The sequence below is a fragment of the Paenibacillus sp. FSL M7-0134 genome (assembly GCF_038007865.1).
Lineage (GTDB): Bacteria > Bacillota > Bacilli > Paenibacillales > Paenibacillaceae > Paenibacillus > Paenibacillus polymyxa_B.
The window spans coordinates 1,965,136-1,979,343 of sequence record NZ_JBBOXV010000001.1; the positions used below are offsets into that span (position 1 = coordinate 1,965,136).

The window sequence follows — 14,208 nt, forward strand, 5'->3', positions numbered from 1 at the left end:
AGATATCAATCTGGTATTTTCTCGGTTAAAGGTTCCTGCGATTTATCGTTGGACCAGCCGAGCACGTCAATCAGCTTGAAGAACAAGCTGAGGATGATGCCGATGATTGTAGCCAATGCCATACCTTTCAAGGTTACAGCACCCCAAGTGAGCGTAGTACCACTGATTCCGACAACAAGCACGATGGTCGCAAGCAGCATGTTGGTTGGCTTGGCGAAATCCACCTTTTGCTCAACGAAGATTCTTAGACCGGAGGCAGCGATGACACCGAATAATAGTAAGGATACGCCGCCCATAACTGGAGCTGGAATATTAGAAACAATCGCTGAGAACGTGCCTGAGAAGGACAGCAAGATGGCAATGACAGCCGCTCCGCCAATGACCCATACAGAGTACACTTTAGTTAATGCCATGACACCAATATTTTCACCATAAGTCGTATTAGGTGTAGAACCAACAAAACCGGAAATGACGGTGGAAATACCGTTACCTAGCAGTGAGCGATGGAGACCAGGATCTTTGGACAACTCGCGCCCGACAATGTTGCTAGTCACAAGTAAGTGACCAATATGCTCTACGATGACAACCAGAGCAACAGGAAGAATCGTCAGCATAGCAGAGGTATTAAAAACTGGAGTGGTAATTGCAGGATGTCCGAAAAAAGGAGCGTCTGCAATGGCCTGTGTATTGACCATGCCCATAAAATAAGCAAGCACATAGCCCACTACGATACCGATCAGAATATGAATGATTTTGGCAAACCCGCGAAACAACACCGCACCGAGAACAGTGACCCCGAGTGTAACGAGCGAAAGAGTAATCGTTTTGGGATCTGGAGACCAGGCTTTAGTAGGATCGGCATTGATAATGCCTGCCATGCCTGCTGCAACCGGAACCAGTTCCAGACCGATTAAGGCTACGATGGAGCCCATAACAGCTGGAGGAAAAACGACGTCCAGCCAACGGGTTCCGGCATATTTAATTACCAGTGCGACGAGGCAGAAAATAATACCTGTAACGATGAAAGCACCGAGGGCCATAGCATAGCCGTTGCCGCCGGGATTGTTTTTAAGCACAAGACTGACGGGAGCGATAAAAGCGAAGCTAGAGCCGAGATAGGCGGGAATTTTGCCGCGGCAGATCCATATGTACAACAATGTGCCAATACCGTTCATTAGCAAAATCATGCCGGGATCGACGCCGAAAATATTCGGCACCAGCACAGTGCTGCCAAACATGGCAAACAAATGCTGTACGCTGAGCAGGAACCCGGGTCCTGCCGGTAGCTTTTCATTAACTTGAATTTCGCGTTGCAACGCAGTTCACTCCTTAGTTCTTTCAATTATTCTTATATACATTAATTACTTTTCGTAATTTTTTCAATATAATTCGTTTCATTTCGTCAACAATCCTCATTTTACTTATCCATGTGTGACAGAATAATGCGACAATGCCAAACCTGTAATAGTTGACGTGCGACGTGCTAACCGTCATAATTGTAGGAAATCACTTTTAAAAGGGAACCTTTGCGCGACATTGATCGGCGGGTTCCATTTTGCATAGAAAGGACACGGAATAGAGCAGAATGGGGATAGAGCAATTACTTAAAAAGGCCGGGGCCTATACCAGAGAAGCAGATCTTATCCGCATCAGGGACGCCTATGATTTTGCCGAGCAGGCCCATTCCGGCCAGACTCGTAAGTCCGGTGAACCTTATATTCTGCATCCGCTTGCGGTTGCTGATATCGTCGTTAATATGCAGATGGATACCATCTCCATTATCGCCGCTCTTTTACATGACGTTGTGGAGGATACGACGGTGTCTTTGGCGCAGATTCGCGAGCATTTTGGCGATACATGTGCGATGCTTGTCGATGGTCTGACGAAGCTGGAGCGTATCCAGTTCCGTTCCAAGGAAGAACAACAGAACGAAAATTATCGAAAAATGTTTATTGCTATGGCGCAGGACATTCGTGTCATCGTCATTAAGTTAGCAGATCGTCTGCATAACATGCGTACTTTGAAATATCAGTCAGAGGAAAGCCAGCGTCGGATTGCTTATGAAACGTTAGAGATTTTCTGTCCGGTTGCAAACCGACTGGGTATTTCAGCCATTAAATGGGAAATGGAAGATATTGCTCTACGCTATCTGAATCCTCAGCAGTATTATCGCATCGCTAATTTGATGCATAAGAAGCGGGCCGAGCGGGAGCAGTTTATTGATAATGTCATACAGCGTATCAGAGAGAAGCTGGAAGAGATGGGCATTCAGGCTGATCTGTCCGGACGCCCTAAACATATTTACAGTGTGTTTAAAAAAATGACGACGAAGAACAAGCAATTCAATGAGATATATGATTTGCTGGCGATTCGAATTATTGTGGATAACATTAAAGACTGTTACGCCACACTGGGGATTATCCATACGTTGTGGAAGCCGATGCCGGGGCGGTTTAAGGATTATATCGCTATGCCTAAGGCCAATATGTATCAGTCCCTTCATACGACAGTAGTAGGTCCCAACGGGGAGCCTACCGAGGTACAAATTCGCACAGTGGATATGCACCGTACCGCTGAATTCGGGATTGCGGCCCATTGGGCCTATAAAGAAGGCAACGGAGCAAACAACACTAACTTTGAGGATAAAATCACCTTTTTTCGAGAAATTCTGGAGCTGCAAAATGAAGCGAAGGATGCGTCGGAATTTGTGGAATCGCTCAAAATGGACTTTTTCTCAGACCTTGTGTTTGTGTTTACTCCTAAGGGAGAGGTCATTGAGTTGCCGGCCGGATCCGTTCCGCTGGACTTTGCTTTCCGTATTCATACCGAAGTTGGCAATCGAACGATTGGCTCTAAGGTAAATGGAAGAATCGTACCTTTGGATTATCGGCTTAAAACCGGTGATATTGTCGAAATTATGACGTCCAAGCATTCTTATGGACCTAGTCAGGACTGGCTCAAAATTGCTCAGTCCTCTCACGCGCGCAGTAAAATCAAACAATGGTTCAAGAAAGAAAAGCGTGAGGAGAATGTTGAAAAAGGCCGCGAAAATCTGGAACGTGAGCTAAGAAAACGTGATATCGAGCCATCGGTGTGGATGAGCGACGACAAGCTTCAGGAAGTGGCACAGAAGTTCTCTTTTAACGATTCCGAAGATATGCTGTCTGCGATTGGCTTTGGTGGTATAACCGCAGCGCAGGTCTGTACACGTTTGACAGAGAAGCTGCGTAAGGAACAAGAAGAGGCACGGTTGATCGAATTGACGACCGAGGTCAAGGAGTACAAGCCGCAGGGCGAACGGAAAAAAACACCGACCAACGGTGTCAGCGTCAGAGGCGTCGATAATTTGCTCGTTCGTTTTGCACGATGTTGTAATCCCGTACCGGGAGATGACATCATCGGCTATGTAACACGTGGACGCGGCGTATCCGTTCACCGGACGGATTGCCCGAATATTCCTTCGGGTACGGGCGAAGATCAGGCGCGCGTGATTGAAGTGGAGTGGGAAGAAGCAGCGGAAGTCAATTACAGCGTCGATATTGAGATTACGGGGCATGATCGCAACGGTTTGCTGAATGAAGTGCTTCAGGCCATTTCTGAGAACAAAACCAGCTTCTCGGCCGTTACAGGTCGTACAGATAAAAATAAAATGGCGATGATTCACATCACGATTCTCATTCGCAACACGGATCATTTGCATTCTGTTGTCGAACGGATTAAACGGGTGAAGGATGTATACACTGTGCATCGGATTATGCAATAACCTTATTAAGCGTACAGATAGGTTTATAGCCTTTGTAACACATCTTGGGTAGAAAGACCCATAGGCTGCTAAAAGAGCCGTAATACGGCTGTGAGCACCTTTTAAAAGGGAAGGTTAAAGGAGATATCGGATAGGCGATGAAGATCATTATTCAGCGCTGTAAAGACGCTCAGGTGACGGTGAATCAAAAGGTGGTCGGCAAGATTGGAACCGGATTAATGCTGCTGGTTGGTATTGGTCAGGGAGATACAGCAGCCGATGCCGTTTATTTGGCGGATAAAACAGCGGGATTACGTATATTTGAGGATGCTGAAGGTAAAATGAATGACAGCGTTCTGGATGTCGGTGGAGCCATTTTGTCTGTCTCTCAATTTACGTTGTATGGTGACTGCCGTAAAGGAAGAAGGCCTAACTTTATGGGGGCGGCCAAACCAGAGGAAGCGGAGAAGCTGTATGATTTCTTCAACAGTCAGCTTCGAGCCAAGGGCCTGGAGGTAGAAACGGGAATTTTTGGGGCTATGATGGATGTTTCATTGACGAACTGGGGCCCAGTGACACTGATTTTGGATACCGAACGTTCGTAACTATGCATTCATGGCGTGATCTGAGTAGAATAAAATAGCTGTTCAGAGGGACCATAATGTCATCCTGATTGGTGATTAGCCAGGCGGATAGCCTAAGGGTGACAGGAGAGACGAAGCTATGCGTCAAACCCCAAAAATGGACGGGCATCGAAGCACTGTGCTGCTTTTTCCCGGTAGTATGCAGGAGGCAATCAGCCTTACTCGTAATGCTGATACGTTATTGCAGCATGTTGCAACAGCCATCGACAAGCCGGGACGCGGTGCTTTGCCGCGCAGGTAACATCGGGTTAAATGGAGCGTTAATGAGGTTCTACCCGAAAGCAGCACAAAGAGGTCAAAAACAAAATATGTAGCATTGAATTAGTGCAGGAGCCGAAAGGCTCCTTTTTCTTTTCCACCGCTGCGAATTGTTATAAAAACTGATCAAGCGGGTAATAACAAAGCGTGATAGACAAACAAACTTAATTTTAAACTTGTTTTGAGGATAACCGGAAAGGAGATCTGAACATTAATGAGTAAAATTGCATTTTTATTGGCTGACCAATTTGAAGATTCCGAAATGAAGGTACCTTATGATGAATTAAAAAAGGCTGGACATGAGGCAGATATTGTTGGGCTGAAGCAAGGTGAAAAAGTGAGCGGTAAGCAAGGTAAAGCAAGCTACACTATTGAAAAAGCCATTGCAGATGTGAAATCAAGTGACTATGATGCAGTTGTTATTCCCGGCGGATCCTCCCCGGAAAATCTACGACTAGATGCAAATGTTCTGAAATTTGTGACTGAAATTAATGAGTCCAAAAAAACGATAGGCGCTATCTGTCACGGACCACAAATTTTGGCGAGTGCTGATTTGTTACAAGGCCGGACGATTACAGCTTATCCTCCATTGAAAGATGACTTGATTAATGCGGGTGCTCATTTTGAGGATCGAGAGGCGGTTGTGGATGGTAACTTTATTACGTCTCGGACCCCTAAGGATGAGCTTGCCTTTGTGCGTGAGTTATTAAAAGTATTGTAAGCTGAACGCGAATATTTCTTTAGATTAATGCCAGTACAATTCCCAAACGAGGAGGATTTGATATGGCAAAACAGATTCAGGCTTATTTTCGCACAGAAGATGAAGCTGAGGGTGCCAGAGCTTCGCTTCAAGCTTATAGAACCGAACATTTGGAAGTAGGTGCTTTGGGTGATACGCTCGGCCGGGAGACGAGAGTTTTAATTCCGCTGGTCCCCTATAACAATACAGGCTCTGTGAGCACAGGAGGCTCTGCGGGTGCGGCAATCCCTGCGGCGGGTGCTTATGGCGAGAATATTCTACCAGATGCGAAGGATGACCAGATTAACTCTGGCTCAGCCCAAAGGGATCTGGATGAAGATCGGAACGGAACAACGAATCATGATGGAGGGTTGCTCCGTGCGACAGATGTGTATATTAACGGTGATCAAGATGAATTGCGGTATGTATTATCAGCAAAGGTGAATGACGCCGATTATGATGAGGTCATTTATAAGCTACGTTCCAATCGTGGATATGTATCGCAGTTGGATTAAAGCTGAGAGCGCGCCACAAGATTGTCGATACTTGAGGGATTTAGCCGCAAAAGAGTGACTGTAATACAATTGTAATATTCAAAACATCATTCCTTAATATTCGTTGTTTATAATAACAGCATGACCCCCTTTTGATATATCTTTTTGAACCTGCGGACCGTTTCCGCAGGTTATTTTCTTTTTATAAGCCTTATTTTTCCGATTATAGGGAGAATGTCTTGACTTTGTCGAAGCGGTTCATTAAAATCATAAAATAATGAAAAATGATTTGATGACGGGACCAAGTACTCCGAACCCACAAGCGCAGAGAGGAATTTCCAGGCTGTAAAAATTCCCTTGATGAGCGGATGAATGACCTCCCCGAGAACAGGCGGCGAACAATTGAGGAAACCCTACTGAAAGTGCATTGCAACTGTGCCTACAGTGGATGGTCCTGCATAATAGCCGTACTGCGCGTTACGGGCGTTATACGTATGAGCGGAGTCAGCATAATGCTGACGGGCAATGAGTGATTCTTATGCTGGTTGTCTGGGCAAACTCCGGAATGTGGGTGGTACCACGGGTGATTGTAAACGACAATCCCTCGTCCCTGTTAATGTTAACAGGACGAGGGATTTTTTGTTTTATATTGAAAGTGGAGCAAGAAGAAAGTGCACAATACGAAATACAACGATGGGGGGATACGTTAATGGCCTTTCAAAAACCGACAGGAACACAGGATTTGCTGCCGGGCAGTGTAGAAAAGTGGCAAGTTGTCGAGGAAAAAGCCCGTGAGATTAGCCGCCGCTTTAATTACCGAGAGATTCGTACGCCAATGTTCGAACAAACGAATTTGTTCGTTCGAGGTGTGGGTGAAACGACGGATGTGGTGGAAAAAGAAATGTATACTTTTGAGGATAAAGGGAAGCGCAGCATGACTTTGCGTCCGGAAGGAACAGCAGGGGTTGTCCGCTCCTATGTGGAGAACAAACTATACGGGGAGCCGGATGTAACTAAGCTGTATTATATCGGCCCGATGTTCCGGTATGAGCGTCCACAGGCTGGGCGTCAGCGTCAGTTTCACCAATTTGGAATTGAAGCATTTGGTGCGGTCGATCCGGCGTTGGATGCAGAAGTTATTGCTTTCGGGTATCAATTCTGCCGTGAGCTGGGCTTGAAAGGAGTACAGGTGGAGATTAACTCCGTCGGTAATGCAGCCAGCCGGGCAGCTTATCGTCAGCATCTGGTGGACTTCTTGATGCCAATTAAGGATACGTTGACCAAGGAGAGCCAAGCACGCATTGAGCGTAATCCGCTGCGAGTGCTGGATAGCAAAGATGACCAGGACAAATTTGGAGGTGCACCTTCGATTTTGGATAGCTTGGACGAGGAATCTCGCACACACTTTGAGAAAGTGAAGCAAAATTTGGATGCCATGGGCGTGGAATATACAGTTAACCCGCGTTTGGTACGGGGGCTGGATTATTATACGTTGACAGCGTTCGAATTCAAAGCTGAAGGAATTGGTGCCATAGATACGATCGGTGGAGGCGGCCGCTACAACGGATTGGTTGGAGATTTGGGCGGACCGGATCAGCCGGGCATTGGTTTTGGCATTGGACTGGAGCGAATTCAGCTGATCCTGGAACATCAAGGTGTCAAACTGAACGAAGCCAAGCCGTTAGATATCTATATGGTAGCATTGGGAGAAGCAGCAGAAACAGAAGTGACCAAACAACTATTCAAGTTGCGTCAAGCCGGATTTTCCGCGGAGCGAGATTATCTGGGACGTAAAATGAAGGCGCAGATGAAATCAGCCGATCGCTTTAAAGCAAGGTATACTGCGATTCTGGGTGAGGATGAGCTGGTTCAAGGTGAAATCGCACTGAAAAACATGGAAACTGGCGAGCAGCGTACCGTTAAACTGGATCAGCTGGTGGAAGAATTAGGCTAAAGAAAATGGTGTAACATCAATCGGTGGAGCTTCCTCTGGTTGTCATATAGCATTAACTACTAAACATAAACAGGAGTGTGTATTATGAAAAGGAGTCATGAATGCGGCGCATTGACTCATGCGCATATCGGAGAAACAGTTACATTGAACGGTTGGGTACAAACCCGTCGTGATTTGGGGGGCGTACTTTTTATTGACCTGCGCGACCGTAGCGGAATTGTACAAATTGTGTTTAATCCGGCATATTCCGGTGACGCACTGCAAATTGCGGATCGTGTTCGTAGTGAATACGTGCTTGAGGTTACCGGTACTATTGTTAAGCGTGATGCAGAAACGATTAACCCGAACCTGCCAACAGGTGAAATTGAAGTGCGTGTCACTGAAATTGAAGTATTGAATGCGTCCAAAACACCTCCGTTCTTCATTGAAAATGGTGTAGAAGTGGACGAGTCTCTGCGTTTGAAATACCGTTATTTGGACCTGCGTCGTCCGGAAATGTACCAGACGTTGAAACTGCGCTCCAAAGCAGCAAAAATATTCCGTGACTTCCTGGACGGAGAAGAGTTCGTCGAGGTGGAAACACCAATTTTGACGAAAAGCTCCCCAGAGGGCGCACGTGATTATCTGGTACCTAGCCGGGTGCATGAAGGTGAGTTTTTCGCCTTGCCGCAATCGCCACAACTGTACAAGCAATTGCTGATGGTGAGTGGCCTGGAGCGCTACTACCAAATTGCACGTTGTTTCCGTGATGAAGATTTGCGTGCTGACCGTCAGCCTGAATTTACGCAGGTCGACATCGAGACCTCCTTCATGCAACAGGATGACTTGCTGCCAATGATGGAGCGTCTTATGGTGAAATTGTTCAAAGAAACCGTTGGGGTAGAACTGGAAACACCGTTCCAACGGATTACACATGCTGATGCGATGGACAAATACGGCTCGGACAAGCCGGACCTGCGTTTTGGCCTTGAGTTGATTAAAGTCAATGATATCGTGGCAACTAGTGGTGTAAAAGTATTCGCTTCCGTAATTGAAAAGGGTGGCGAAGTAAAAGTCCTCAATGCCAAAGGATGTGGCACTTGGAGTCGTAAGGAGATTGATGACCTGGGTCCTTACGCTGCACGCTATGGAGCTAAAGGCTTGGCTTGGATTCAAGTGAAGGAAGGCGAATTCAAGGGGCCTATCGTTAAATTCTTCACACCGGAAGAAATCGAAGCTTTGAAGGAGCGCACAGGAGCCGAAGAAGGCGATCTGTTACTCTTCTCTGCGGATAATAAAAAGGTAGTTGCTGATGTATTGGGCGCACTTCGTCTGAAAATTGGCCGTCATTTGGGACTGATCGACGATAACAAATTCAAATTTGCCTGGGTTGTAGACTTCCCGCTTCTCGGCTATGACGAAGAACAAAAACGTTATGTGGCGGAACACCATCCGTTCACCCGTCCGAAGGACGAAGACCTTGGCCTCTTGGATACCGATCCAGGTCAAGTTCGTGCTCAAGCCTATGACATCGTACTGAACGGCTACGAAGTGGGCGGCGGCTCGATGCGGATTTACAAACGTGATGTTCAGGAGAAAATGTTCAAAGCTCTCAACCTGGCGCCGGAAGAAGTTACTGATAAATTCGGCTATCTGTTGGATGCGTTCGAATATGGTACGCCTCCACATGGTGGTATTGCCTTCGGTTTTGACCGCCTCGTGATGTTGCTTGCAGGTCGTACAAACCTGCGTGAAACGATTGCATTCCCGAAAACAGCTAGTGCGACAGACCTGCTTATGGATGCACCAGCCGAAGTAGATCAAGCTCAATTGGAACAGCTTCATATCCGTATTGCTCCGAAGCCTGTTGCTCCTAAAGCTTAAGACGTTTGCAAGTGCCATCCATTGGCATGAGATAGCTTATAGAATGCCATGAACCCGTTACCCTCATATGGATAATGGGTTCGTGGTTTGTATGCTGGAGTTCAGGCATAGAGTTTAAATCAGTGAGGGAGGATATACCATATTGTTGCATCAATTTTCACGAACGGAATTGGCCATCGGAACTGAAGGTCTAGAGGTTATGAAAAATAGCACGGTGGCCGTGCTGGGTATCGGCGGTGTCGGTTCGATTGCAGTGGAAGCGCTGGCGCGCACGGGTGTTGGACGTATCATTTTGATTGATAAAGATGTTGTAGATATCACCAATATTAATCGCCAGATACATGCGTTGACAACGACGGTAGGCCAAAAAAAGGCTGATCTGATGGTAGAGCGTGTGAAGCTGATTAATCCTGAATGTGAAGCGATTGCACTGAACATGTTTTATACGGAAGAAACATATGAGGAGCTGTTCAAGTACGAACTGGATTATGTGCTGGATGCTTCGGATACGATTATTTACAAAATTCATTTGATTAAGGAATGCCTGAAACGGGGGATTCCGATGATCTCCAGTATGGGGGCTGCGAACAAAATGGATCCGAGTCGTTTTCAAGTTGCAGATATTTCCCAGACGAGAATGGACCCGATTGCCCGTGTCATCCGCACCAAGTTGCGCAAGGAAGGTATTACCAAAGGCGTCAAGGTTGTATTCTCCGATGAAGAACCAATGAAGCCACGTGAAGAAATTACAAAAAAAATTGTACCTGCAAACGCACCTGAAATCCGGAAGGCGAAGCAGCCGCCTGCAAGCAATGCATTTGTACCTCCGGTAGCAGGACTGATCATGGTTAGTGTAGCCGTGAAGGATTTGTTAGAACATGCTGGTGTGTAAGTTGCAAAAATAGCATGGCAGTGCATTCGTAGATTTACATCAGTATGTATTCACTTTAAGACCTGTAGTTCTGTGCATCACATCCTTTGTGTCACAGTTGCTACAGCTCTTTTTTGTTTTGAAAAAGCGCAGCTTACTGCAAACAGATTGAACAACTTGCTGGAGGGTTTTGGTATGAAGGATGGACTGTGGTCCAGAAGTCTCGGTTTCAAGCCCGAGCATCATTGGAAAAAGGAATTAGCCGCTGGGGCCATTTCTTATTTTTCCGTTGTATACATTGTTATGGTTAATGCAACTATTTTGGCAGATGCCGGGATTCCTCTCCAAGGGGCGATGCTCGGGACACTGCTGACATCAATGATTGGCTGCCTGCTTATGGCTTTTGGTGGGAAATCTCCAATGGTCGTTGTACCAGGTATGGGGATTAATGCCTTTTTCACTTATACGCTCGTACATTCTATGAAGCTGAGTTGGCAGGAAGCGTTGATGGTGGTTGCCATCACAGGGATCTTATTCGCCATTGTGGCCTTTACATCATTGTACAAGCTGATTAGCCAAGCGATTCCCCATAATTTGCAGCACGGAATTACGGTAGGCATTGGTTTGTTTTTAACCTTTATCGGATTGCAAAAAAGCGGCATCGTGATTGCTCATCAGACGACTTTTGTGGCTATTGGCCATTTTAATGATCCCAAGGTAATTACGGCTTGTGTAACGTTGCTGCTCGCTATTGTATTGTTTGTGCGTAACGTTCAGGGAGGTTTACTAATTAGCATTTTGGCGGGAACTGGGCTTGCTTATATACTGGGAGCTGTAGAGCCTACAAGCACGGTACGAACCTCTGAAACGGTGCGACAGTATGGGCAATTGTTTGGAGAGCTTTCCTTTTCAGGCATTGTCTCGGTAGCTTTTTGGATCGCTGTCTTTTTGCTCCTACTCATTGTACTATTCGAGAATATTGGTATGATTACTGCACAAACCAACATGATCGGAAGACCAGATTTATTTAAAAACAGCTTGCGTGTGTTGGCTGTAACCAATATCTTTGCCGGTATTTTGGGCAGCAGTCCGGCGGTAGCCGCTGCGGAATCGACGGCTGGTATTGCAGCGGGGGGACGCTCGGGAATGACACCGCTGGTAACTGCTATTTTATTCGGGGCGACGTTTTTCTTTATTCCACTGTTGGCTTATATTCCTGACAGTGCCATTGCGCCCGTGTTGATCATCATTGGGGGTCTAATGGTGCAAAATGTGCGAGAGATGGATTTCAGTGATTTTACTGAAGCGTTTCCTGCATTTCTGATCATGGTAATGATGCCCTTTACTTACAGTATTGTAGACGGTATGGCATTTGGTTTTATTGCATACCCCGTAGCCAAGCTGGCAGCAGGACGGGGCAAGGAAGTGCCTGTCGCATTATATATCATTTCTGTACTATTTGTGGCTAACTTTGTGCTTCATTCTCTGGTGTAGTAAACTCGAAGATAGATTGTACTGTTCATACCCGCGCAGAGCGCGGGTGTTGTTGTTTGAACAAGAATGGTCAGACAGGAAGCGAGGTTGATGGTATATGGAAAAAGAACATCATATACACCGAGATGAGCAGGAGGGCCGGATGAAGGAAAAGCCGGGTAAAAGACCCGATAAGGCTGGCATGGGGCGGTTTATCAAATTGATTGCGAGTGCGCATCCGCCCAAGGCCATTCTGATCATCGCCCTGATTCTGACGCTGATTCAGACCACTGCTGGTTTAATCGTACCCATGATGACCAAAGGGTTGATTGATGGCTTGACCTTTTCTTCATTAAACCGTATGGTCATTGTTGGTCTGCTTGGCGCTTTTGTGCTTCAAGCGGTGGCTTCGGCGGTTTCTATCTATATGTTGAACTATGCTGGGCATAAGATTGTGGCTAATTTGCGCAAACGCTTATGGCATAAAATCTTATCTCTACCTATCCCTTACTTTGATCGAAATCGGTCAGGAGATACGATGAGTCGCGTCACCAATGATACAAGCCTGATTATGAACTTAATTACGGAGTATCTAGTCAATCTGATTTCTAATGTGATTGCAATTATTGGTGGTATTGCATTGTTATTTTATCTGGATTGGGTGATGACGCTCATTATTATGGCTATTGTTCCGCTAACAGCCCTAATTTTATTTCCTGTAGGCAGAAAAATGTACCGTATCTCCAAAAAACAGCAGGATGAGATGGCAGATCTGACCTCAGTGTTGAGTCAGGTTATCGGCGAAATCAGACTGGTGAAGGCCTACGGAACCGAAAGCAGAGAGGCTCAGGCCGGTGAGGATCGTATTTACCGGATGTTCCGCTTCGGTTTGCAAGAGTCACGCATCCTAGCCCTTGTAGGTCCCATTTCTACCTTCTTGTTGACTGCAGTGCTGGTCATTATATTGGGTGTTGGTGGTGTTCGTGTCGCATCGGGTGTGCTGACCGCTGGGGATTTGGTGGCTTTTATTTTGCTGCTGTTTCAGGTGATCACACCGATGGCACAATTCACGACCCTGTATTCACGACTACAAAAGGTGGTTGGGGCTACTGAACGGATTCAGACGATTTTAGATCATGAAGAGGAACCGCTCGAGTTGAAGCAGGAAGCGGCAAAAGAGAGCAGAGATATTATACTTCGTGATGTTGCCTTTTCCTATACTGAAGGTGAAGAGGTCCTTCATAATGCGAACTTGGTCATCCCGGCTAACCGGACGACAGCATTCGTGGGACCGAGTGGAAGTGGGAAGTCCACCTTGTTTTCATTGTTGGAACGCTTTTATGTGCCGGATACAGGGGAAATTCGTTATGGAGACGAACCGATATCGTCATATACACTTTCCTCCTGGCGCTCCAAAATTGGTTATGTATCGCAGGAAAGCTCAATGATGACCGGAACGGTCAGAGATAACATTACATATGGCTTGGGGCGCGAAGCTGACTTGGAAGAAGTGAGACGAGCAGCCACGATGGCGTATGCGGATACATTTATTATGGATCTACCTCAAGGCTACAACACTGAGGTGGGAGAACGGGGAATGAAGCTGTCTGGAGGGCAGCGTCAACGGATCGCTATTGCGCGTGCGCTTCTTCGTAGCCCTGACATTCTCATGCTGGATGAGGCTACATCTAGTCTGGACAGCTCATCTGAGCATGAGGTACAGAAGGCCCTAGCGAACTTGATGGAGGGACGCACGACGATTGTCATTGCTCATCGTTTGTCTACAGTGGTTCACTCCGATCAGATTATCGTGTTGGACAAGGGCAAGGTGACCGGTGCAGGAACTCATGCTGAGTTATTAGAGTCCCATCAGGTGTACCGTGAGCTGGCTCAAAAGCAGTTTGTGGAGATGGGGGAAAGAAGTATGGAGTATTAGAGGCCGCTTCGCGTGTGATTTGATCCTCCGATCGCTCCGCTTCTTCGGATTCAAATCACACGCTCCACTGGTGCCGCAAAGCTTCATACTTTTGTAAAAGAATAGGGAAAAAGGCGTATTAGGAAATAAGGTTGGATTTTTATGGTTAAATGTGTTACGCTTACTTTCCTTTTTTTGTGTCGGAGCAAGTGAATGCGATGCAGAAATCGAGACTTGATATTCTTAGGAGGTAAC

The 14,208-nt window shown here is 46.4% G+C and carries 11 protein-coding genes; 10 read left to right on the plus strand and 1 reads right to left on the minus strand.

Going from position 1 to position 14,208, the window contains the following annotated elements; translation table 11 throughout:
• Window positions 1-5 precede the first annotated feature (5 nt).
• Complete coding sequence (uraA, locus tag NSQ58_RS08840) at window positions 6-1,316, minus strand: uracil permease (protein WP_071558358.1); 1,311 nt, start codon at window positions 1,314-1,316, stop codon at window positions 6-8.
• A gap of 269 nt (window positions 1,317-1,585) precedes the next feature.
• Here uraA and NSQ58_RS08845 point away from each other — a divergent pair, with 269 nt between their 5' ends.
• The 10 genes from NSQ58_RS08845 (at window position 1,586) to NSQ58_RS08890 (ending at window position 13,974) form a co-directional block, all read left to right on the plus strand.
• The gene (locus NSQ58_RS08845) at window positions 1,586-3,763 is read left to right on the plus strand and encodes a RelA/SpoT family protein (RefSeq protein WP_025720225.1); all 2,178 of its coding nucleotides are present in this window, start codon (window positions 1,586-1,588) and stop codon (window positions 3,761-3,763) included.
• Between the two features lie 137 nt (window positions 3,764-3,900).
• Window positions 3,901-4,347, plus strand: coding sequence for a D-aminoacyl-tRNA deacylase (gene dtd, locus NSQ58_RS08850; RefSeq protein WP_023989923.1), 447 nt, complete (start codon window positions 3,901-3,903; stop codon window positions 4,345-4,347).
• Between the two features lie 118 nt (window positions 4,348-4,465).
• Window positions 4,466-4,627, plus strand: coding sequence for a hypothetical protein (locus NSQ58_RS08855; protein WP_023989922.1), 162 nt, complete (start codon window positions 4,466-4,468; stop codon window positions 4,625-4,627).
• A gap of 231 nt (window positions 4,628-4,858) precedes the next feature.
• Window positions 4,859-5,365, plus strand: a complete 507-nt coding sequence (locus tag NSQ58_RS08860) for a type 1 glutamine amidotransferase domain-containing protein (protein WP_068941967.1) — start codon at window positions 4,859-4,861, stop codon at window positions 5,363-5,365.
• Window positions 5,366-5,427: 62 nt separating this feature from the next.
• Window positions 5,428-5,898, plus strand: a complete 471-nt coding sequence (locus NSQ58_RS08865; protein ID WP_028542430.1) for a hypothetical protein — start codon at window positions 5,428-5,430, stop codon at window positions 5,896-5,898.
• A 688-nt stretch (window positions 5,899-6,586) separates the two neighbouring features.
• On the plus strand, window positions 6,587-7,831 hold the full coding sequence (hisS, locus tag NSQ58_RS08870; protein WP_023989920.1) for a histidine--tRNA ligase: 1,245 nt from the start codon (window positions 6,587-6,589) through the stop codon (window positions 7,829-7,831).
• Window positions 7,832-7,915: 84 nt separating this feature from the next.
• Entirely contained in the window at window positions 7,916-9,694 is a 1,779-nt protein-coding gene (gene aspS / locus NSQ58_RS08875) for an aspartate--tRNA ligase (RefSeq protein WP_068941969.1), read from the plus strand.
• A 142-nt stretch (window positions 9,695-9,836) separates the two neighbouring features.
• Window positions 9,837-10,586, plus strand: a complete 750-nt coding sequence (locus NSQ58_RS08880; protein ID WP_013311554.1) for a tRNA threonylcarbamoyladenosine dehydratase — start codon at window positions 9,837-9,839, stop codon at window positions 10,584-10,586.
• A gap of 174 nt (window positions 10,587-10,760) precedes the next feature.
• Window positions 10,761-12,059 carry an NCS2 family permease gene (locus NSQ58_RS08885; RefSeq protein WP_023989918.1) on the plus strand — a complete coding sequence of 433 codons (1,299 nt, stop codon included), beginning with the start codon at window positions 10,761-10,763 and terminating at the stop codon, window positions 12,057-12,059.
• Between the two features lie 97 nt (window positions 12,060-12,156).
• Window positions 12,157-13,974, plus strand: coding sequence for an ABC transporter ATP-binding protein (locus NSQ58_RS08890; protein WP_068941973.1), 1,818 nt, complete (start codon window positions 12,157-12,159; stop codon window positions 13,972-13,974).
• Window positions 13,975-14,208 lie beyond the last annotated feature (234 nt).

Coding starts and splice junctions, on each gene's coding strand:
- NSQ58_RS08845 (WP_025720225.1), top strand. CDS start 1,586: ATGGGGATAGAGCAATTACTTAAAAAGGCCGGGGCCTATACCAGAGAA.
- hisS (WP_023989920.1), top strand. CDS start 6,587: ATGGCCTTTCAAAAACCGACAGGAACACAGGATTTGCTGCCGGGCAGT.
- dtd (WP_023989923.1), top strand. CDS start 3,901: ATGAAGATCATTATTCAGCGCTGTAAAGACGCTCAGGTGACGGTGAAT.
- NSQ58_RS08865 (WP_028542430.1), top strand. CDS start 5,428: ATGGCAAAACAGATTCAGGCTTATTTTCGCACAGAAGATGAAGCTGAG.
- NSQ58_RS08860 (WP_068941967.1), top strand. CDS start 4,859: ATGAGTAAAATTGCATTTTTATTGGCTGACCAATTTGAAGATTCCGAA.
- aspS (WP_068941969.1), top strand. CDS start 7,916: ATGAAAAGGAGTCATGAATGCGGCGCATTGACTCATGCGCATATCGGA.
- NSQ58_RS08890 (WP_068941973.1), top strand. CDS start 12,157: ATGGAAAAAGAACATCATATACACCGAGATGAGCAGGAGGGCCGGATG.
- NSQ58_RS08885 (WP_023989918.1), top strand. CDS start 10,761: ATGAAGGATGGACTGTGGTCCAGAAGTCTCGGTTTCAAGCCCGAGCAT.
- NSQ58_RS08855 (WP_023989922.1), top strand. CDS start 4,466: ATGCGTCAAACCCCAAAAATGGACGGGCATCGAAGCACTGTGCTGCTT.